Raw genomic sequence first — 20260 nt, 5'->3', positions numbered from 1 at the left:
CGCTCGTCGGCGGCACGGCGCCGGGGCGCTACCGGGCCGGCGTCACGGCGTGACGACGAGCTTGCCCTTGGTGTGGCCGCCCTCGCTCAGCTCCAGGGCCTTGACCGCGTCGGCGAGCGGGAAGGTCTCGGCGTGGCGGATGCGCAGCCGGCCTTCGGCGACCAGGCGGGCGTGGGCCTCGTAGATCGGTTCGGGGTCCGGTGTGGCCACGCCGCTGAAGGGGACGCCGTGGCCGGCGGCGCCGGTGTCGGCGATGGTGACGATGCGGGAGGTGGTGCCGCCGCGCAGCTCGATCGAGTCGGGCAGCGCGCCCTTGCCGGCCGCGTCGTACACCGCGTCGATGCCCTGCGGGGCGAGCTCGCGCACCCGCTCGACCAGGCCCGGCCCGTACGCCAGCGGTATCGCGCCCAGCTCGCGCAGGAAGGCGTGGTTGCCCGGGGACGCGGTGCCGATGACCTTGGCGCCCCGGGCCACGGCGAGCTGCACGCCGACCGAGCCGGTCACGCCCGCCGCTCCGTGGATCAACAGGGTCTCGCCCTCGGCCAGTTCGAGCAGGCGCAGGACCCGCTCGGAGGTCTCGCCCGCCACCGGGAGGGCGACGGCCTGCTCCCAGGTCAGCTCGGCCGGCTTGCGCACGACGTGGGTGGCCAGAGCGTATTCGGCGTACGCGCCGGTGTCGGAGTGCCCGAACACCTCGTCGCCGACGGCGAACTGCGTGACGCCCTCGCCCAGTTCGTCGACGATGCCCGCCAGTTCCAGGCCCGGAACGGCCGGGAAGGTCACCGGGAACTTGTCCTGCATCCAGCCGTTGCGGATCCGGTAGTCGACCGGGTTGACGCCCGCCGCGACCACCTTCACCCGCACCTGGCCGGCGCCCGGCGAAGGCTTCTCGGCCTCGCCCAGGGCCAGTACCTCGGGGCCGCCGAACCGCTCGTACACGATCGCTTCCATCACAGCACTCCTCGTATCGCTCACTACGTCGTCCACGATGTGGTGGATCACCATGCAATGGCCCACCGTGTGGTGGTTCACCACGTCGTGGGTCCAGCCTCCGTCGTCACCCGGCCCAACCCGGCCCGCCTTACGGCCGGTTCGACCTGGCCACAAGGCTGGGCGCGGACGGCCGCGCCGACCGTACGCTGGGGCGATGGAGCCCCGCACGAGCCGCAGTACACCCCGCGCCGGTACCGGTACGACGCCCGCCGCCTTCGCGCTCGCGCGCGCCGCCGAGCTGGTGCGCGGGCCGATGGACCAGATCCTGCCGACCCTCTCCGAGGCCGTCGCCCCGCTGGTCCCGCACACGGTCGCCGCCGAACTGTCGGGGCACTGCGCCCACTCGCCGTTCAAGGTGCACGGCGACGCGGGGGCCGCCCGGGTCACCGTCACCGACCTCCAGGAGCTCGGCCCGCTCGTCACGCCGGGTCTCCCCTGGCAGGGCACGGCCGTGGTCGGCGGGGTGGAACAGGCCGTGGTGGCGGTCGCGAGCGAGGCCGCGCCCATGGCCGTGCGGCCGCCGCTGCTCGTTCTCGTACGCAAGTCGCCGGGAGCCCTGTTGACGGAGGCGGACGGCGAGATCGTCCAGCATCTGTGGGACCTGGTGACCGGCCATCGGGCCCGGCTCGCGATCGAGGCGGTGCCGGGCACGCTCGTCCAGTCGCGGTCCACGGCAGCCGAGCGGGCCCGCGTGATCGCCGAGCTGGGCGAGGCCCACGAGGCCGCGCTCACCGCCCTGCTCGGCGTGCTGCGCAGCAAGGGCCTGGAGGACCGCGCCGCCCGCTCGCGCGCCGTCGACCTCGCGGTGTCCGCCCTGGTCGCGCTGCGCGCCGAGGCCGACCGGAACCAGGAGCTCACGGAGGAGCCGGCCGCCGAGGCCTTCGCCCGGCTCGCCGACTCCCTGAAGCCGCTGCTCCGCCACAGCGAGGTGCGGCTGGAATGCGCGCCGCCGGAGGCGGAGACCGCCGAGATGTCGGTCGCATCCGAGATCGCCCACCTCTCGCGCGCCGCCGTACGCGCCCTGGTGCTCGCCATGGCCGGGCAGCAGGGGGTGCGCCGCATCCACGTCCGCTGGCGGATCGTCGACTGCCAACTGATCGCGTCCGTACGGGACGACGGGCCCGGCGAGCTGTCGCGTGCCGCGTTCGACACCCATCGGGTGGCCCAGCGCCTGGCCGCGCTCGGCGGCACCCTCGCCGTGGACGCGCTGCCCGGCTGGGGCACCACGGTCACCGCGACCCTGCCGCTGGGTACGGCCCCGAGCCCGCGCGTCGACCCGCTGGACGGGCTGCACCCGCGCGAGGCGGAGGTCCTCGGCCATCTCGCCCGGGGCCACCGCAACCGGACGATCGCCGAGGAGCTGCACATCAGCGAGTCGACGGTGAAGTTCCACGTCGCGAACATCCTGGCCAAGCTGGGGGTGAGCTCGCGCGGGGAGGCGGCGGCGATGCTGCACGCGGTGGCGTAGCCGCTCCCTTTTGGCATGCCGGGTCGCGGCTGCGGGCCGTTGTCAGTGGCGGGTGCCAGACTCGATCGCGTGAACGAACGGTGGGCCGTCGAGGCGACCGAGGGCGGCGGGGCACGGCTCGCGCCCCTCGGGGACGACGGGCTGCCCGCGGGCGAGGTGCGCGAGGAGGCGGACCTGGTCGCGGCCGTCCGCGCGCGCCCCGAGGTCGGCCGCTGGGTGTGGCGGTCCACCGCCGAGATCTACCCCCGGCTGCTCACGGCCGGGGTCAGGGTCGAGCGGTGTTACGACATCGAGGACGCCGAGCTGCTGCTGCTCGGCCACGAGGGCCGGCTCGGCGAGCCCCGCTCGGCGGCGGCCGCCTGGGCCCGCCTCCACAACGGACCCGTACCGGCCGACCCGCCGCCCAGGGCTGCCGAACCGGGCTCGCAGTCCTCCCTCTTCGAGCCCCGGAGCACCTCGGGGCTGCCCTTCGAGGCGCTCCTTGAGGTGTACGCGGACCAGCAGCGCCGGCACGACCGCACCGAGCACCCGGGGCGGATGCGGCTGCTCACCGCGTCCGAGTCGGCGGGGATGCTGGTCGCCGCCGAGATGAACCGGGCGGGCCTGCCGTGGCGGGCCGACGTGCACCGCGAGGTGCTGCACGGCCTGCTCGGCGAGCGGTACGCCAGCGGCTCGCCCCGCACCGGGGGAGGGGGCGAGCCGCGCCGCCTGGCGGAACTGGCGGACCAGGTGTCGGCGGCGTTCGGGCGGCGGGTCAGACCGGACCTGCCCGCCGATGTGGTGAAGGCGTTCGGCGAGGCCGGCATCCGCATCAAGTCGACCCGGCGGTGGGAGCTGGCCGAGCTCGACCACCCGGCGGTGGAGCCGCTGATCGAGTACAAGAAGCTGTACCGGATCTGGACCGCGCACGGCTGGAGCTGGCTGCAGGACTGGGTGCGCGACGGCCGCTTCCGGCCCGAGTACACCCCGGGCGGCGCGGCCAGCGGGCGCTGGACGACCAACGGCGGCGGCGCCCTGCAGATCCCCAAGGTGATACGGCAGGCGGTCGTCGCCGACGAGGGCTGGCGCCTGGTGGTCGCCGACGCCGACCAGATGGAACCCCGGGTGCTCGCCGCGATCTCCCGCGACCCCGGCCTGATGGAGGTCGCGGGCCACGACGGCGACCTGTACACCTCGCTGTCCGACCGGGCGTTCTCCGGCGACCGCGAACACGCCAAGCTCGCGCTGCTCGGCGCCATCTACGGCCAGACCTCGGGCGACGGCCTGAAGAACCTGGCCGCGCTGCGAAGACGCTTCCCGCTCGCGGTGGCGTACGTCGACGACGCGGCGAAGGCGGGTGAGGAGGGCCGGCTCGTCCGCACCTGGCTGGGCAGGACCAGCCCGCCTGCCGCCGGTGCGGGCGAGGCCGACGAGGCGGGCATCCCGCAGGACGAGGGCGGTCAACTGGGCGGTCCTGGTGGGGAGTTCACCCCTGGGTACGCCTCCAGCGACGCCCGGGCGCGCGGCAGGTTCACCCGGAACTTCGTGGTGCAGGGCAGCGCCGCCGACTGGGCACTGCTGCTGCTCGCCGCGCTGCGCCAGGCGATCTTCACGGCCGGGCTCCGGGCCGAGCTGGTCTTCTTCCAGCACGACGAGGTGATCGTGCACTGCCCCGCCGAGGAGGCCGACACCGTGGCGAAGGCGATCCGCGAGGCCGGCGAACTGGCCGGGCGGATCACCTTCGGGGACACCCCGGTGCGGTTCCCGTTCACGACGGCGGTGGTGGAGCGCTACTCGGACGCGAAGTAGACCTGCCTGCCCGGGACTTGAGGCAGCCCCGTCCACAGCTCACTTGAGGGTGACCCAGCGCGGGTCGAGGGCGATCTTCTTCAGCTCGTCCAGGGTGAGGGCGGGCTCGGGACGGGTGGCCTCCTTGTTCTGGTTTCCGGTATTGAAGGCGGAGATGACGACCCTGAATCCGTCGGGCCGCACGGTGTCGGCGATCCACATGGCCACCCCGGCGCCGCCCTTCTCGCCCGACTTCTTCGCCAGGCCGATCACGGTGCCGTCCGGCAGGGTCGAGGTCGTACCTTCCGGGCGGACGTCCGACATCCCGGTCTGCACATTGATCTGCACCAGGCTCTTGCCCCTGCCGTCGTCGACCACGACGAAGGCGTAGCCGTCCTGGCCGCCCCTCTCGACGGCCTTGAGGCCCCTGCCCGCCGGGAGCAGCGCGATGAGCTGCTTCTGGACCGCCTCGGCGGAGGGCCCGCTGCCAACGGGCCTGTCCGCCTTCTCGGGCGCACGGAGAGTGTCCGCGACCGAGAGCCACTTGGGCGAGACGACCAGGGCCTTGAGCTGCCCGGCGGTGAGCGGCGGGGTCTCCCGGCCGGCCGGGGAGCCCTTCTGGGCGGGCGCGTTCCACTCGCTCGCGTCGATCAGGGTGCCCTTCGGGGTGAGCAGGACGGCCCGCCAGGCCTTGGCCGAGTCGCTCCTGTTGGGGTTCTCGTAGCCCTGGAGCAGCATGTACCGGGAGCCGTCGGGCCGTTGCTCCGTCTGACAGGAGTCGTGGTCCACGAGGGCCTTGGCGGGACAGGCGACCTGCTCCCCGCTGGACGAGGCTGCCGGATCGACCCTTCTCACCCCGAGCGCGATGAGCCCGGGCCCGTTCCCGTCGTCGAACACCCCGGACACGGACGCCGCATACGAGGCCCCCGGTTTGCCGGAGGCCCGCAGATCCCCCGGACCGCTCCCCTGCTCCTTGGTCACGGCGCCGCCCGCAGGCAGCAGCGACTTGAAGAGCGAGACCATCTCCTCGCCGCTCGTGGCCCCGTCCGCCTGCCGCGTCGACGGCGCGGCCACCGAGGAGCCGCCGCCCCCGCCCCCGACGAGCCCGGCGGCGTACGCACCGCCGAGCCCCACGGTGGCGAGCGCGAGCACGCTGCCGGTGACGGCGGCCGTGCGGCGCCGGGCCAGTCGGCGACGGCCCCGGATCAGGCCGGACTCCACCAGGTCGCGCCGGTCGCCGAGTTCGAAGCTGTCTCCGGTGTGGCGCATGGCCTCGCCGAGCCGGTCCTCAAAGGGCATGACAAACCACGCCTTCCTGTTCAGATGACTGAAAGTGCCGTAACTGCCGGTTGCGACAAGGGGGTTGACGCCGGGTGTCAGTGGTCGGCGTACTCCGCGAGGGAGCCGCCGAGGCGTTCGCGGAGCTTGGTCAGGGCTCGCACCGAGCGGGTGCGGACGGCGGCCGAGCTGACGTTCATGGCGTCCGCCGTCTCCTCGATGCTGCGGTCCTCCCAGTAGCGGAGCACGATGACCGCCCGGTCCTTGGGCGACAGCTGCCCCAGCGCGTCGAGCAGGGCCACGCGCAGCACCGGGTCCTCGCCGCCGTCCGTCGCGCGGTCGGGGAGTTCGCCGAGCGGCCGTTCGGTGGCCGAGCGGCGCCGACGGTGGGTGAGGAAGGTCCGTACGAGCACGGTCTGCGCATAGCCGGCCGGGTTGTCGATCCGGGAGACGCGCCCCCACAGCGCGTACATCCGGGCCAGCGTCTCCTGCACGAGGTCCTCGGCGAGATGGGTGTCCCCGCTGGTCAGCAGGCAGGCGGACCGGAAGAGCTGCCCCGCGCGCCCGGTCGCGAACTCCCGGAACTCCTCGGCCCGGCCGGTTCGGACGGGCCGCCCGGACCGATCCGGGCTGTCCGGGCTGTCCGGGCTGTCCGGGCTGTCCGGGCTGTCCGGGCCACGCACTACGCCGGATGGGCCCGGCCTCCCCTGTCTCCACGGCTGCCTCACGGCCCGCCCCGCCCCCGCCCGTTGCTCGTTCTCCCCCTACACCCCACTGACGCGCGAGGCCCCCCGCAATGTTTCACCCGGGTTTTCGGGGCGGAGGGCCACGGCCTGCGGATGGGCGGTCCTCAGACCCCCAGCCCGCCGAACTCAGCCCCGAACTCCTTCGGGAACCCCGTCCACTTCAGCTCGGCCGGCAGGTGCGCCATGTCGTTATAGAGCAGCACGGAGGCGGGCCGGTCGGGGGCGTACCGGATGACGGTCAGGGCGGCGTTGCAGTGGTTCAGCCCGATCCAGCGCCAGCCCGGGGCGTCGAGCGCGGCGCGCACCAGCCAGCCGATGAGGAAGGTGTGGGTGACGACGAGTTCATGACGCGGAGAGGCACCGGCGACGGGCCCGGTGCAGTGTGCCATCGCCTCCCGCACGAGCCGGGGCCCGGCCTCCCGCTCGGCCGGTTCCGGGTCGCCGAGGAAGTCGAGGATGCGGTCGGCGTCCGATTCCGGGAGCTCGCCCCGCTCCGGCCAGTACGGCACGTAATCCCCGGCCCAATCGGCCTCCGTCGCCGCCACGCCGTCCAGCTCGGTGGCGATCAGCCGCGCGGTCTCGGCGGCCCGGCCGAGCGGCCCGTGGTGCACGGCGTCCAACGGCACCCGGGCGAGCCGCCGCCCGAGCAACGCGGCCTGGCGCCGCCCCGCGTCGGTCAGCGCGGGCCCCTCGTGCCCGGCGTCGCCGTGCCGGGCGAGGTAGAGGTAGCGGGTGGCGGCGGGCGGTACGGAGTGCTGCAAGCTACTGCTCCCTGTGCGAACTCTGAAAAACTTGAACCCTGGTCCGAGCTCTGGAACAGACCCCAGAAACCTGAACCCTGGAACCGACTCCAGAACCGGAGCCCCGGAACCTGAACCCCGGACCCTGGAACCGACTCCAGGACCCGAGCCCCAGAACCTGAAAATTGTTCACTTTCCATTGACAGGACACATCCCCGGGCCCAAAGGTTCCCCCATGACGCCGCCGCTCCTGCCGCCGCTGCCCGCCTTCCCGTCCGGTTTTCTGTGGGGGGTGTCCGCCTCCGCGTTCCAGATCGAGGGCGCGGTGGACACCGACGGCCGGGGCCCCTCGACCTGGGACGCGTTCACCAAGGACCCGGGCCGGATCAAGGACGGCTCGCACGCGGACAGGACCACCGACCACTACCACCGCTACCGCGAGGACGTCGAGCTCATGGCCCAACTGGGCGTCGGGGCTTACCGGTTCTCGGTCTCGTGGTCCCGGGTCCAGCCGGCCGGCGAAGGCCCCGTCAACCAACAGGGCCTCGACTTCTACGACCGCCTGGTCGACGAATTGTGCACCGCCGGGATCACCCCCGTCCCCACCCTGTTCCACTGGGACACCCCCCTCGCCCTTGAGGAGCGCGGCGGCTGGCTGAACCGGGACACTGCGCAGCGGTTCGCCTCGTACGCCTCGATCGTCGCGGAGCGGCTCGCGGACCGGGTGCCGCGCTGGATCACCCTCAACGAGCCGGCCGAGATCACGCTCCTCGGGTACGGGCTCGGCGAACACGCCCCCGGCAAGCGGCTGATCTTCGACGCGCTGCCGGTCGCACACCACCAACTCCTGGCCCACGGCACGGGAGTCGAGGCGCTGCGGGCCGCCGGGGCGCGGGAGATCGGCATCGCGGCCTCGCACAGCCCGGTGTGGACGGCGGGCGACACGGACGAGGACCGCGCGGCGGCCGAGCTGTACGACACGCTGATGAACCGCCTCTTCGCCGACCCGATCCTGACCGGCACCTACCCCGAGGGCTGGGCCGAACTGATGCCGGGCCCGGTCGCCGAGGACCTGAAGGTCATCGCGACTCCCCTCGACTGGTACGGGATCAACTACTACAACCCGGCGCTGGTGGGCGCGCCGAAGCCGGACGCGGTAACGACCCTGGCCGGGATCGAACTCCCGCCGGACCTCCCCTTCGGCCTGCACGAGATCGAGGGTCACGAGCGCACGGACTTCGGCTGGCCCGTCGTCCCCGACGGCCTGCACGAGCTGCTGCTCACCTTCCGCGCCCGGTACGGCGATTCACTCCCCCCGCTCCTCATCACCGAGAACGGCTGCTCGTACGGCGACGGCCCCGACCCGGCCGACGACGGGCGGGTGGACGACGCCCGGCGGATCGCGTACCACGACGGCCATCTGCGCGCCCTGCACCGGGCGATCGCGGAGGGCGTGGACGTACGCGGCTACTTCATCTGGTCGATCCTGGACAACTTCGAGTGGGCGGAGGGCTACCGACAGCGCTTCGGCCTGGTCCACGTCGACTACGACACCCTGGCGCGCACACCGAAGGCCTCGTACGCCTGGTATCGCGATGTCATCCGGGGCGCGGTCGCGGATGCCGCCGACGAGGGCGGGCGGTGACAGCGGAGCCCGGGGCCAGAGCCCTGGGCAGGCCGAGGCCGGGCGAGGGGGAGCGGCCCGGCGGGCGCTGGGTGGGGGCACTGTCGCTGGCCAACCTGGGGGTGTGGGTGGGCTGGTTCGGCCCGCTGCAACTGCTCCTGGCCCGCCAGGCCGAACACTTCACACCCGATCACAAAGCGTCAACTCTCGCCCTGGTGACGGGAATGGGCGCGGCCGTGTCGATGGTGGCGAACCCGGTGTTCGGGGCGCTGTCGGACCGCACGACGGCGAGGGTGGGCCGCCGGATCCCGTGGGTGGCGGCGGGCGGCGCGGGCGGGGTCGCGGGACTCCTGATCCTGGCGTGGGCGCCGGGCGTGGCGGTGATGGCGGCGGGCTGGTGCCTGGTGCAGCTGGCGCTGAACGCGTCGTTCGCCGCACTGACGGCCGCGGTCCCGGACCAGGTCCCGCCCCGCCGGCGCGGCATGGTGGGCGGCTGGCTGGGCGTGTCGCAGGTGGGCGGCATCCTGATGGGCACGGCGCTGGCGACGGTGGCCGGCGGAATCAGCGCGGGGTACGTGGTGTGCGCGGCGTTCTCGCTCCTGGCGGTGGTGCCGTACGCGGCGATGCGCAGAGACAGCCGCCTCCTGCCGGCCGACCAACTCCCTTTCAACTGGCGGGAGTTCATATCCGGCTTCTGGATCGACCCTCGCCGCTTCCCGGACTTCGGCTGGGCGTGGCTGACGCGCTTCCTGATGAACCTGTCGTACTCGATCAGCACGATGTACCTGCTGTACTACCTGACCGACGCGGTCCACTACGAGGGCGACGCGGACACGGGGGTGCTCATCCTGACCGCGCTGGACGCGGTGACGCTGCTCGGCACGGTGGTGATCGGCGGCATCTGGTCGGACCGCACGGGTCGGCGCAAGGTGTTCGTGGTGTGGTCCGGCCTGGTGATCTCGGCGGCGACGCTGCTGCTCGCGGTGTGGCAGACCTGGACGGGCGCGGTGGTGGCCTCCCTGGTGCTCGGGGTCGGCTACGGCGTATACACCTCGGTCGACTTCGCCCTCCTGACCGACGTCCTGCCCAGCGCCACCGACCGAGGCCGCGACCTGGGCCTCATCAACATAGCCAACGCCCTCCCCCAGGTCCTGGCCCCCGCAATAGCAGCCCCGGTCGTGACGCACCTGGGCGGCTACGGGGTGCTGTACGCACTGGCGGGGGCGATCGGGGTGGGCGGGTCTTTGCTGGTGGGGCGGATTCGGGGGGTGGGGTGAGGGACGGGCGGCGCTCCGCCCGGTGCCCGCGCAGAGGCCTAGCGAGCCCAGCAGCCATGGCCACCGTCGCCGCAGCGGCGATGACGCCACCGCCAGCACCATGCAGGCCCCGACAGGCTGCATGTTCACCCACATCATCCGCGGCGGCGGCAGGACCATCACCTACCGGAACGCCGGGGTCGGCTGCGGCTTCGTCGGTGCACTGCACAGCGGCTTCTGCAACTGGCGGATCGACTTCACCTACGCGGACATCGGCAACCGGAGGTACCGCACCTCACGCGGCAGGCCCCACAACGAGTGCGAGATCGACCCGATGAGGAACAACGCCCCACCGAAGCTTCCCCGTTACGGCAAGGCGTGCGCCAGCCTCCACGCCAACGGCGTACGGCGGGACACCCCATGCCGCCACACCACCAAGTGAGCCGCACATGACTCCCGACGCCGCGCCTCACGACCCCGCCTGGGCAGGCGAACACCGTCGCGCCGGCACCGTCGCCTTTCTCGTCGGCACGGCGGGCACACTCGCCTTCTTCCCCGGCCTCCCCCGTCATCGACTGGGGGAGCGATCCTGATCGCTCTCCTCGTAGGAGCCGTCGCCCGCCGGGCATGTCAGATCCGCATCACGAAGAAACACGCAGAGCCGCAGTGGCCCCACCCGAAAAAAGCAAAAGCCCCAGGTCACGGCGAGTGAGTCCTGGGGCTTCCACAGAGCCGCCTTCGGGATTCGAACCCGAGACCTACGCATTACGAGTGCGTTGCTCTGGCCAACTGAGCTAAGGCGGCACCGCTCTGCGCACCATGGTGCGAGCAGCAGCGTCGCCAAGTCTACACAGTTTCTGGAGTGCTCCCGACCAAGGTCGTGGCGGCGCCCTCCGGGCTATGAGCAGCGCTTTCCCTTTGCCGGTGGGGTGCCGTCGAGGAGGTAGGTGTTGATGGCGGTGTCGATGCAGTCGCTGCCGCGGCCGTACGCGGTGTGGCCGTCGCCCTCGTAGGTGAGGAGGGTGCCGGAGGAGAGCTGGGCGGCTAGGGACTCGGCCCACTTGTAGGGGGTCGCCGGATCGCGGGTGGTGCCGACGACCAGGATCGGGGCGGCGCCCTTCGCCTCGATGCGGTGCGGGGTGCCGGTGGCCTTGACCGGCCAGTACGTGCAGTTCAGGCCGGACCAGGCGAAGCCGTCGCCGAACACCGGGGAGGCCTGCTCGAAGGCGGGCAGCGTCGCCGTCACATCGGCCGGGCCGGCGAAGGACGGTGGCAGGTCCAGGCAGTTCACGGCGGCGTTGGCGAACATCAGGTTCGCGTACTTGCCGCTCGTGTCGCGCTCGTAGTACGAGTCCGCCAGGGCCAGCAGGCCCGCGCCGTCGCCGTTCATGGCGCGGGTCAGCGCGGTGCGCAGCTCGGGCCACGCCGCCTGGTCGTACATCGCGGCGATCACGCCCGTGGTGGCCAGGGACTCGCTGAGCTGGCGGCTCTGGCCGGTGGCGATCGGCTTGGCGTCGGTGGCCTTGAAGAATTTCCGCAGACGGTCCGAGGCGTCCGTGACGGAGTCCGCGCCGAGGGGGCAGTCCTTCTGCTTGATGCAGTCCGCCGCGAAGGACTGGAAGGCCGTCTCGAACCCTGCCGTCTGCTCGCGGTTCATGTCGAGCGAGGAGAGGGACGGGTCCATCGCGCCGTCGAGGACCAGGCGGCCGGTGCGGGAGGGGAAGAGCTCCGCGTACGTCGCCCCCAGGAACGTTCCGTACGAGGCGCCGACGTAGTACAGCTTCTGGTCGCCGAGGACGGCCCTCAGGATGTCCATGTCCCGGGCCGCCTCGATCGTGGAGACATGGGGCAGGACCTTGCTGGACTTGGCCTCGCAGCCGTCCGCGAAGTTCTTGAACGCCTTGGCCAGGGCGGCCTGTTCGGCCGGGTCGTCGGGGGTCTGGTCTACCTGCGTGTACGCGTCCATCTCCTTGCCCGTGAGGCATTCGACGGGTTCGCTGCGGGCCACGCCGCGCGGGTCCACGGCCACCATGTCGTAGCGGGCCCGGACCGGCGCGGGGTAGCCGATGCCCGCGTACGACTGGAGGTAGCCGACCGCCGAGCCGCCCGGGCCGCCCGGGTTGACCATGAGTGATCCGATCCGTTTGCCGGGACCGGTCGCCTTCACCCGGGCCACCGCGAGGTCCACCGAGGGCCCGGTGGGTTTCGCGTAGTCGAGCGGCGCCTTCATCGTGGCGCACTCGAACTTCCCGACACCGCACGCCCGCCAGCTCAGCTTCTGCGTGTAGTACGGGGCGAGATGCTCGGCCGTCGAGGCGTCGGCGGGGCCCGCCTTCGTCGCGGCGTGCGGAGAGGCGGTCGCGGACGTGGACGAAGTGCCCGACGAGCAGCCGGAGATGAGCAGGCCGGCCGTCGCGGCGGCGATGGCTGAAGTACGGAGCAGGCGCCTGGAGTCCATCTCCGGAGCGTATCCGCCCGGTGACGTGATGCATGCGCTGCGCGACGGTGCGGCTCGTACGGGTGATCCCGTCAACCTCGCCCGTCCCGGCATCCCCCATGGTCGGTCACCCCCGCCGGTTTCAGCCCGCTCGCAGGGCGAGTGTCATCGACTCCACCGCCAGGAGCGGGGCCACGTTGCGGTCCAGGGCGTCGCGGCACGCCAGGATCGACTCGATGCGGCGCAGGGTGCGCTCGGGGCCGGACGCACGGGCGATCCGCTCCACCGCGTCCCGTACGTCCTCGTTGGCGATGGCTGCTCTGGTGCCCAGTTGCAGTGCGAGGACGTCCCGGTAGAAGCCGGTCAGCTCGGTGAGCGCGAGGTCCAGGCTGTCGCGCTGCGTGCGGGTCTTGCGGCGCTTCTGCTTGTCCTCCAGCTCCTTCATCACCCCGGCGGTGCCGCGCGGCATGCGGCCGCCGGCGACCCCGCCCATCGCGGCCTTGAGGTCCTCGGTCTCCTTGACGTCGACCTCCTCCGCCATCTGCTTGGCGTCCTCCGCGGCGGTGTCGACCAGCTCCTGTGCGGCCTTGAGGCAGCCGCCCACGTCGTCGACCCGCAGCGGCACCTTGAGGACCGCGGCCCGCCGGGCCCGGGCCGAGGCGTCGGTGGCCAGGCGGCGGGCCCGGCCGATGTGGCCCTGGGTGGCGCGGGCCGCCGCATACGCGGCCTCGGGCTCGATGCCGTCGCGCCGGATCAGCACGTCGGCGACCGCTTCGACCGGGGGCGTGCGCAGGGTGAGGTGGCGGCAGCGGGACTTGATGGTGGGCAGCACATCCTCCAAGGAGGGCGCGCACAGCAGCCACACCGTGCGGGGGGCGGGCTCCTCCACGGCCTTGAGGACGGCGTTGGCGGCCTGCTCGGTGAACCGGTCGGCGTCCTCGACGATGATCACCTGCCAGCGGCCGCCGGACGGCGACATCTGGGCGCCCCGCACCAGCTCGCGGGTCTGCTTGACGCCGATGGTGAGGCCCTCGGTGGTGATGACCGTGACATCGGCGTGCGTACCGATCAGAGCCGTATGACATCCGTCGCAGAAGCCGCAGCCCGGTGCGCCGCCGAGCGCGCGGTCCGGGCTGACGCACTGGAGAGCCGCGGCGAACGCGCGGGCCGCGGTGGGGCCGCCCGAGCCGGGCGGGCCGGTGAACAGCCAGGCGTGCGTCATCTTCGACGCCTCGGGGCGCGGCTGACCGGAACGCTCGGCGGTGACGAGCGCATCGGCATCCCGGGCGGCGGCACCCAGCTGCTCCTGCACCCGCTCCTGGCCCACCAGGTCGTCCCATACGGCCATCGACTGCCCCTCCGTACCTGCGGTCACTGCTGCGCCCCATTGTGCGCCACCCCACTGACAACGGACGCCAGCGGGCAAAACCCCACAGGTCAGGAGAGTGCGGTGGTGCTCGCCCGTCCTGCGGCACTCAGAACTCTAGAAAATTCCGGCCCCGGAAACGATCGTGCTGGCACGCAACTTCCTCTGCGTGCCAGCACGAATGCCGGGGCTTCGGCCGACCCCACCCCGGCGGGGCCCGGCCGGTCAGCGCCTGCGGCGGCCGCCGCGCGGGTTGTCGTCCTCGTCGTCGCGCGGGCCGAGCAGTTCGTCCGCGAGCGTCGGCAGGTCGTCCAGCGGGGTCTCCTCCGCCCAGTCCGAACGCCGACGCGGCCGCTCCTGGCCCGTCTCCGGGTCGATCTGCGGCAGTTCACGCGTGCGCTCGTTGCCGCCGTCGGCCTGGTGCCCGGCCTCCCGCTCGTCGCGGAAGAGGCCCGGCGGCACCCGGTCGGCCGGATCGGTGCCGCGCACCGGCGGCAGCACCGCGGTCTCGTCGGCGGCCCGGGCATCGCGGCCGGCGTTCCGGCCCGCGTCCGGCACCGACGGCAGAACGGTCGTCTCCTCGGCGTCGGAGGCGCGCCCGGACTTGGCCCCCGCCCCACTCGCCCCATGCGGCTCGGCCACCGGCACGGGCTGGGTGACCTCGTTGGGTTCGGCGACCGGCACCGACTGGGTCACTTCATTCGGGCTGACCACCGGGGTCTCCACGGTGACCTCCGACTCCGAAGCATCGGCGGAACGGGCCGAGCCGGGCGAGGCGGCAGGGCCGGACGACCTGCCGGAACCAGCAGAGCCTGCAGAGCCGACCGCCCCGGACGCGTTCGCCGCAGCCGCACCGGTCGACCCCGCCGAACGGGACGCGGCCGAACCGGCCTCCTTGGCAGCCGCCTCCGCCGCCGCGGCAACCGCCGCTGCCTCGGCCAGCCGGCGCGCCTCCTCCGCGCGCAGCAGCGCCTCCTCGGCCTTGCGCTGCTTCTCCAGCCGGCGCGCCTCCGCCTCGGCGCGCAGCCGGGCTTCCTCCTCCGCCTGCTGACGCAGGCGTTCCTGCTCGGCCGCGCGCGCCTTCTCCTCGGCCTCGCGCCGTACGCGCTCCTCCTCGGCGAGGCGCCTGGCCTCCTCGGCCCGCTGCCGGGCCTCCTCCGCCTGACGCTCCTCCTCACGCAGGCGCGCCTCTTCGAGCTCGCGCCGCTTGCGCTCTTCCTCCTCGGCGCGGAGCTTGGCGAGCTGTGCCTGGCGCTCGCGCTCCAGGCGCTCCTCCTCGGCCTTGCGCGCGGCCTCTTCCTCGGCGCGCTTGCGGGCCGCTTCCTCGGCCTTCTTGCGCGCCTCCTCCTGCGCCCTGACCTCGGCCTCGGAGAGCGGCAGCATCTGGTCGAGCCGGTGGCGTACGACCGTGGTGACGGCTTCCGGCTCCTGGCCGGCGTCGACCACCAGGTAGCGCGAAGGGTCGGCGGCGGCCAGGGTGAGGAACCCCGACCTCACCCGTCCGTGGAACTCCGGCGGCTCCGACTCCAGCCTGTCCGGCGCCTCCGTAAAGCGCTCGCGCGCCGTTTCGGGCGAAACATCAAGCAGAACGGTCAGATTCGGAACAAGTCCGCCAGTTGCCCACCGGTTGATCCGGGCAACTTCGGTCGGGGACAGATCACGACCGGCCCCTTGGTAGGCCACGGACGAGTCGATGTACCGGTCCGAGATGACGATCGCGCCGCGCTCCAGGGCGGGGCGCACCAGCGAGTCGACGTGCTCCGCGCGGTCGGCGGCGTACAGCAGCGCCTCGGCGCGGTTGGAGAGACCGGCCGACGACACGTCGAGCAGGATCGACCGCAGCCGCTTGCCCACCGGCGTCGCACCGGGCTCACGCGTCACGACGACCTCGTGGCCCTTGGCCCGGATCCACTCGGCGAGCGCCTCGGCCTGGGTGGACTTGCCTGCCCCGTCGCCGCCCTCCAGTGCGATGAAGAAGCCGGTCGCGGCGGGTGCCTGGACCGGGTCGGCGCCGCGCACCGCGTCGGCCAGGTCGCGCCGCAGCGGCACGCCCTGGCGGTCGTCGGCCTTGGCGAGGACGACCGCGGCCATGGGCAGGAGCAGCGCGCCGACCAGCATCAGCGTGAATCCGGCGCCGCCGTGCGCGAAGACGAACGAGCCCGACTCGACGCGGTGGCTGCCGATGGCCGCGGCGAGCAGCGGCGCGACGATGGCGCCGAGCCCTATCGAGACCCGTACGACCGCCTGGAGGTGCTCGGTGGTGCGGGCCCTGCGGTACTCCTCGGTCTCCTGGTCGATCAGTACGTGCCCGGTGTTCGCGGCGACACCGGCGGCGACGCCCGCGATCAGCGCGATGAGCAGCACGGTCGCGAGGTCCGGGACGAGGCCCATGGCGAGCAGCGAGACGCCGGTGACGGCGATCGCGAGGGAGAGCAGGCGGCGCCGGGAGAGCACCGGAAGGATCTTGGTGGCGGTACGGATGCCGAGCACCGTGCCACCGGTCAGGGTGAGGATCAGGAGGGCGAACGCGGCCGGGCCGCCGCCCAGGTCCACGGCGTGCAGCACGGCGACCGAGGCGGCCGCGGCGATGGCGGCAGCGACGGTGGCGCAAGCGAGCACGAGCAGCGGGACAGCGCCGGTACGTCCCTTGTCGGGGCCGTTTCCGGTGCTCGGCCTGCGCAGCCCCTCAAGTGGCGAACGGGCCCGCGGCGTCTGGGTGTCGGGCAGTTCGAGCAGCGCGACCACGGAGATCGACGCGGCGAAGAGCCCGGCGGCGAGGTACGAGCCGAGCGCGGCCTGGTGCAGCTTGAACCAGTCGATGCCCGTCCCGAGCAGATTGCTCACCAGCGCCGCGACGAGCAGGCCGGCGGCACCCAGCGGGATCGACACGAACGTCGTACGCAGCGAGAGCCTGCGCAGCGCGTCCAGGTGGTCCGGCAGCGGCCGGACGGCGGCGCCCTCCAAAGGAGGCGCGGGCAGCAGGGCGGGTGCCGCGCTCTCCTTGGCGACCGTCCAGAACCGTTCGGCAACCCCTGCGAGGAACGCGGTGACGAGGATGAGGAGCAGGGCGTTGGCCGGCGTCCAGTCGATCCACAGCGGGGCGACGATCAGCAGCGCGGCCCGTACTCCGTCGGCGCCGACCATCGTCCAGCGCCGGTCGAGCGGCCCGTTCGGCGCGGTCAGCGCGGAGACCGGGCCAAGGAGCGCGGCCCCGAAGAGCACCGTCGCGAACACCCGGGCGCCGAGCACCGCGGCGACGGCGAACGCCGCTCCGCGGTATCCGCCGCCGAAGGACTGCTGCTCCACCGCGGCCTGCAACGCCAGCAGCAGCGTGACGAGTACGGCGAGCGCGTCGCCGATCCCGCCGACGAGCTGTGCGCTCCACAACCGCCGCAGCGGAGGGATGCGCAGCAGGGCGCGTACGGCGCGCTCGCGTGAGTCTGCGGCCAGGGCGTCGGAAATGGGGCTCACGACTCCTTCAGAGCTTGGGGGGTGCTCGGCTCCTCGCGTCATCCGCCCAGCCTATCCGGAGCGCGCCGGTCCTCGCGGGGGTGCCCGAACATATGGGCGGGCGACGCGACTCGGGCTCCACCGCGGCTCAGCGCGGAACGGGGGGCCGGGGGCGTGTGCCCCGACCCCCCGTCAGCCCTCGGACCTACTCCGAAGCCGTGGCCTTCTTGGCCGCGGTCTTCTTCGCGGGAGCCTTCTTGGCCGCGGTCGTCTTGGACGCCGCGGTCTTCTTCGCGGCCGCCGTCTTCTTGGCCGGAGCCTTCTTCGCGGCGGTCTTCTTGGCTGCGGTCTTCTTGGCGGGGGCCTTCTTCGCCGTCTTCTTGGCCGGGCCCTTGGCACGCTTCTCGGCGAGCAGCTCGAAGCCGCGCTCCGGCGTGATCTCCTCGACGCTGTCGGCGGTCCGCAGCGTCGCGTTGGTCTCGCCGTCGGTGACGTACGGGCCGAAGCGGCCGTCCTTCACCACGACCGGCTTCTCGCTGACCGGGTCGACGCCGAGCTCCTTGAGCGGCGGCTTGGCGGCGGCGCGGCCACGCTGCTTGGGCTGGGCGTAGATCGCCAGCGCCTCTTCGAGCGTGATGGAGAAGAGCTGGTCCTCGGTCTCCAGGGAGCGCGAGTCGGTGCCCTTCTTCAGGTACGGCCCGTAGCGCCCGTTCTGCGCGGTGATCTCGACGCCCTCGGCGTCCGCGCCGACCACGCGCGGCAGCGACATGAGCTTGAGCGCGTCGTCCAGGGTCACCGTGTCGAGAGACATCGACTTGAAGAGCGAGGCGGTCCGCGGCTTCACCGCGTTCTTGCCGGTCTTCGGCGTGCCCTCGGGCAGGATCTCGGTGACGTACGGGCCGTAACGCCCGTCCTTGGCGACGATCTGGTGGCCGCTCACCGGGTCCGCGCCCAGCTCGAAGTCGCCGCTCGGCTTGGCGAGCAGCTCCTCCGCGTACTCGACGGTCAGCTCGTCGGGCGCCAGGTCGTCCGGGACGTCCGCGCGCTGGTGGCCCTCGGAGTCCTTCTCGCCGCGCTCGACGTACGGGCCGTAGCGGCCGACGCGCAGCACGATGCCCTCGCCGACGGGGAACGAGGAGATCTCGCGGGCGTCGATCGCACCGAGGTCGGTGACGAGCTCCTTGAGCCCGCCGAGGTGGTCCCCGTCGCCGTTCCCGGCGGCCGAGGCGGAGCCGCCCGTAGCCGCGTCGCCCTCGCCGAAGTAGAAGCGCTTCAGCCACGGCACCGCCTGGGCCTCGCCCCGCGCGATGCGGTCGAGGTCGTCCTCCATCTTGGCGGTGAAGTCGTAGTCGACGAGCCGGCCGAAGTGCTTCTCCAGGAGGTTGACCACGGCGAAGCTCAGGAAGGACGGGACGAGCGCCGTGCCCTTCTTGAACACATATCCGCGGTCCAGGATCGTGCCGATGATCGACGCGTACGTCGAAGGACGCCCGATCTCGCGCTCTTCCAGCTCCTTGACCAGCGAGGCCTCGGTGTAGCGGGCCGGCGGCTTGGTCGCGTGGCCGTCCACCGAGATCTCCTCGGACGACAGGGAGTCGCCCTCGGCCACCTGCGGCAGCCGGCGCTCGCGGTCGTCGAGCTCGGCGTTCGGGTCGTCCGCGCCTTCGACGTAGGCCTTCATGAAGCCGTGGAAGGTGATCGTCTTGCCGGACGCGGTGAACTCGGCCTGCCGGCCGTCGCTCGCCCGCCCCGCGATCTTCACGGTCACCGAGTTGCCGACCGCGTCCTTCATCTGGGAGGCGACGGTCCGCTTCCAGATCAGCTCGTAGAGCCGGAACTGATCGCCGGTCAGGCCGGTCTCGGCCGGCGTGCGGAAACGATCACCCGAAGGGCGGATCGCCTCGTGCGCCTCCTGCGCGTTCTTGACCTTCCCGGCGTACGTACGCGGCTTGTCCGGCAGGTAGTCGGCGCCGTACAGCTGCGTCACCTGAGCCCGGGCGGCCGCGATGGCCGTGTCGGACAGCGTCGTGGAGTCCGTACGCATATAGGTGATGAAGCCGTTCTCGTACAGCTTCTGCGCGACCTGCATGGTCGCCTTGGCGCCGAAGCCCAGCTTGCGCGAGGCCTCCTGCTGCATCGTCGTCGTACGGAACGGGGCGTACGGCGAGCGGCGGTAGGGCTTGGACTCCACCGAGCGCACGGCGAAGGAGGAGTCGGCAAGCGCTGCGGCCAGGGCCCGCGCGTTCGCCTCGTCCAGGTGCAGGACGTCACTCTTGAGTTGTCCGTCGGGACCGAAGTCGCGGCCCTGCGCCACGCGCCGGCCGTCGACCGTGTTGAGCCGTGCCACCAGCGTGGACGGGTCGGAGGCGTCGCCCGCCCGGCCGGTGGAGAACGTCCCGGTCAGGTCCCAGTACTCAGCAGAACGAAACGCGATGCGCTCGCGTTCCCGCTCCACGACGAGTCGGGTGGCCACCGACTGGACGCGCCCGGCGGACAGCCGCGGCATGACCTTCTTCCACAGGACCGGCGAGACCTCGTAGCCGTAGAGGCGGTCGAGGATGCGGCGGGTCTCCTGGGCGTCGACCATGCGCTGATTGAGCTCGCGCGGGTTGGCGACGGCGTCCCGGATCGCGTCCTTGGTGATCTCGTGGAAGACCATCCGGTGGACCGGGACCTTGGGCTTCAGAACTTCCTGCAGGTGCCACGCGATGGCTTCGCCCTCGCGGTCCTCATCGGTGGCGAGGAAGAGTTCGTCGGACTCGGCCAGAAGCTCCTTGAGCTTCCTGACCTGGGCCTTCTTGTCGGCGTTGACGACGTAGATCGGCTGGAAGTCGTGCTCGACGTCCACACCGAGACGGCGCACCTCGCCGGTGTACTTCTCGGGCACCTCGGCGGCGCCGTTCGGCAGGTCGCGGATGTGCCCGACGCTCGCCTCGACGACATAACCGGGGCCGAGGTAGCCCTTGATCGTCTTCGCCTTGGCAGGAGACTCGACGATGACGAGTCGGCGGCCGCCCTTTGCGGTCTCGCTGGTCGGGGACAACTTCGCTCTTCTCTCCGGTCGGCACTCGGGTGTCAGTACATGACGCTGCGGAGTGTGACGGTACAACCCGCCCCCGTGTCAAACAGCAAAAG

The 20260-nt window shown here is 72.3% G+C and carries 13 protein-coding genes and 1 tRNA gene; 5 read left to right on the top strand and 9 right to left on the bottom strand.

Features of this window, described 5'->3' with window-relative positions; all coding sequences use genetic code 11:
* Positions 1 to 42 precede the first annotated feature (42 nt).
* On the bottom strand, positions 43 to 951 hold the full coding sequence (locus tag ACSHXC_RS21680; protein WP_438293176.1) for an NADP-dependent oxidoreductase: 909 nt from the start codon (positions 949 to 951) through the stop codon (positions 43 to 45).
* Positions 952 to 1147: 196 nt separating this feature from the next.
* Here ACSHXC_RS21680 and ACSHXC_RS21675 point away from each other — a divergent pair, with 196 nt between their 5' ends.
* A complete protein-coding gene (locus ACSHXC_RS21675; RefSeq protein WP_438293175.1) occupies positions 1148 to 2461 on the top strand; it encodes a LuxR C-terminal-related transcriptional regulator in 1314 nt (437 codons plus the stop codon).
* Between the two features lie 69 nt (positions 2462 to 2530).
* Positions 2531 to 4249 carry a bifunctional 3'-5' exonuclease/DNA polymerase gene (locus ACSHXC_RS21670; RefSeq protein ID WP_438293174.1) on the top strand — a complete coding sequence of 573 codons (1719 nt, stop codon included), beginning with the start codon at positions 2531 to 2533 and terminating at the stop codon, positions 4247 to 4249.
* Positions 4250 to 4288: 39 nt separating this feature from the next.
* Here the strand turns inward: ACSHXC_RS21670 and ACSHXC_RS21665 are convergent, their stop codons facing one another.
* From ACSHXC_RS21665 to ACSHXC_RS21655, 3 genes are all read right to left on the bottom strand, one after another.
* The gene (locus ACSHXC_RS21665; RefSeq protein ID WP_438293173.1) at positions 4289 to 5527 is read right to left on the bottom strand and encodes a hypothetical protein; all 1239 of its coding nucleotides are present in this window, start codon (positions 5525 to 5527) and stop codon (positions 4289 to 4291) included.
* Between the two features lie 77 nt (positions 5528 to 5604).
* Entirely contained in the window at positions 5605 to 6189 is a 585-nt protein-coding gene (locus tag ACSHXC_RS21660; protein WP_438293172.1) for a SigE family RNA polymerase sigma factor, read from the bottom strand.
* A gap of 167 nt (positions 6190 to 6356) precedes the next feature.
* Positions 6357 to 7013 (bottom strand): histidine phosphatase family protein, encoded by a 657-nt coding sequence (locus ACSHXC_RS21655; RefSeq protein WP_438293171.1) that lies wholly within the window; start codon positions 7011 to 7013, stop codon positions 6357 to 6359.
* Positions 7014 to 7227: 214 nt separating this feature from the next.
* Here ACSHXC_RS21655 and ACSHXC_RS21650 point away from each other — a divergent pair, with 214 nt between their 5' ends.
* The 3 genes from ACSHXC_RS21650 to ACSHXC_RS21640 all read left to right on the top strand — a co-directional run bounded on the left by ACSHXC_RS21650 (position 7228) and on the right by ACSHXC_RS21640 (position 10314).
* Positions 7228 to 8637 (top strand): GH1 family beta-glucosidase, encoded by a 1410-nt coding sequence (locus ACSHXC_RS21650; protein WP_438293170.1) that lies wholly within the window; start codon positions 7228 to 7230, stop codon positions 8635 to 8637.
* Complete coding sequence (locus ACSHXC_RS21645; RefSeq protein ID WP_438293169.1) at positions 8634 to 9893, top strand: MFS transporter; 1260 nt, start codon at positions 8634 to 8636, stop codon at positions 9891 to 9893. The genes ACSHXC_RS21650 and ACSHXC_RS21645 overlap by 4 nt, the downstream gene beginning before the upstream one ends.
* A 100-nt stretch (positions 9894 to 9993) precedes the next feature.
* Positions 9994 to 10314, top strand: a complete 321-nt coding sequence (locus tag ACSHXC_RS21640; RefSeq protein ID WP_438293168.1) for a hypothetical protein — start codon at positions 9994 to 9996, stop codon at positions 10312 to 10314.
* Positions 10315 to 10602: 288 nt separating this feature from the next.
* On the opposite strand, the gene ACSHXC_RS21635 is transcribed toward ACSHXC_RS21640, so the two are convergent.
* From ACSHXC_RS21635 to topA, 5 genes are all read right to left on the bottom strand, one after another.
* Positions 10603 to 10676: transfer RNA gene (locus ACSHXC_RS21635), tRNA-Thr, on the bottom strand.
* A 94-nt stretch (positions 10677 to 10770) separates the two neighbouring features.
* Entirely contained in the window at positions 10771 to 12330 is a 1560-nt protein-coding gene (locus ACSHXC_RS21630; protein ID WP_438293167.1) for an alpha/beta hydrolase, read from the bottom strand.
* 121 nt (positions 12331 to 12451) lie between these two features.
* Entirely contained in the window at positions 12452 to 13657 is a 1206-nt protein-coding gene (locus ACSHXC_RS21625; RefSeq protein ID WP_438296738.1) for a DNA polymerase III subunit delta', read from the bottom strand.
* A gap of 243 nt (positions 13658 to 13900) precedes the next feature.
* On the bottom strand, positions 13901 to 17188 hold the full coding sequence (tmk, locus tag ACSHXC_RS21620; protein ID WP_438293166.1) for a dTMP kinase: 3288 nt from the start codon (positions 17186 to 17188) through the stop codon (positions 13901 to 13903).
* Positions 17189 to 17330: 142 nt separating this feature from the next.
* On the bottom strand, positions 17331 to 20168 hold the full coding sequence (gene topA / locus ACSHXC_RS21615; RefSeq protein WP_438293165.1) for a type I DNA topoisomerase: 2838 nt from the start codon (positions 20166 to 20168) through the stop codon (positions 17331 to 17333).
* Between the last annotated feature and the right edge of the window lie 92 nt (positions 20169 to 20260).

Origin of the sequence: Streptomyces sp. HUAS TT7, from assembly GCF_051550175.1 — a bacterium.
Classification (GTDB): Bacteria; Actinomycetota; Actinomycetes; order Streptomycetales; family Streptomycetaceae; genus Streptomyces.
The sequence above is the reverse complement of the archived record's forward strand: the minus strand, read 5'-3'. Positions and strand labels throughout refer to the sequence as shown.

Excerpts from the sequence above, each read along its gene's own strand:
- ACSHXC_RS21625 (WP_438296738.1), bottom strand. The coding sequence starts at position 13,657 with ATGGCCGTATGGGACGACCTGGTGGGCCAGGAGCGGGTGCAGGAGCAG.
- ACSHXC_RS21680 (WP_438293176.1), bottom strand. The coding sequence starts at position 951 with ATGGAAGCGATCGTGTACGAGCGGTTCGGCGGCCCCGAGGTACTGGCC.
- ACSHXC_RS21640 (WP_438293168.1), top strand. The coding sequence starts at position 9,994 with ATGCAGGCCCCGACAGGCTGCATGTTCACCCACATCATCCGCGGCGGC.
- tmk (WP_438293166.1), bottom strand. The coding sequence starts at position 17,188 with ATGACGCGAGGAGCCGAGCACCCCCCAAGCTCTGAAGGAGTCGTGAGC.
- ACSHXC_RS21650 (WP_438293170.1), top strand. The coding sequence starts at position 7,228 with ATGACGCCGCCGCTCCTGCCGCCGCTGCCCGCCTTCCCGTCCGGTTTT.
- ACSHXC_RS21675 (WP_438293175.1), top strand. The coding sequence starts at position 1,148 with ATGGAGCCCCGCACGAGCCGCAGTACACCCCGCGCCGGTACCGGTACG.
- ACSHXC_RS21665 (WP_438293173.1), bottom strand. The coding sequence starts at position 5,527 with ATGCCCTTTGAGGACCGGCTCGGCGAGGCCATGCGCCACACCGGAGAC.
- ACSHXC_RS21630 (WP_438293167.1), bottom strand. The coding sequence starts at position 12,330 with ATGGACTCCAGGCGCCTGCTCCGTACTTCAGCCATCGCCGCCGCGACG.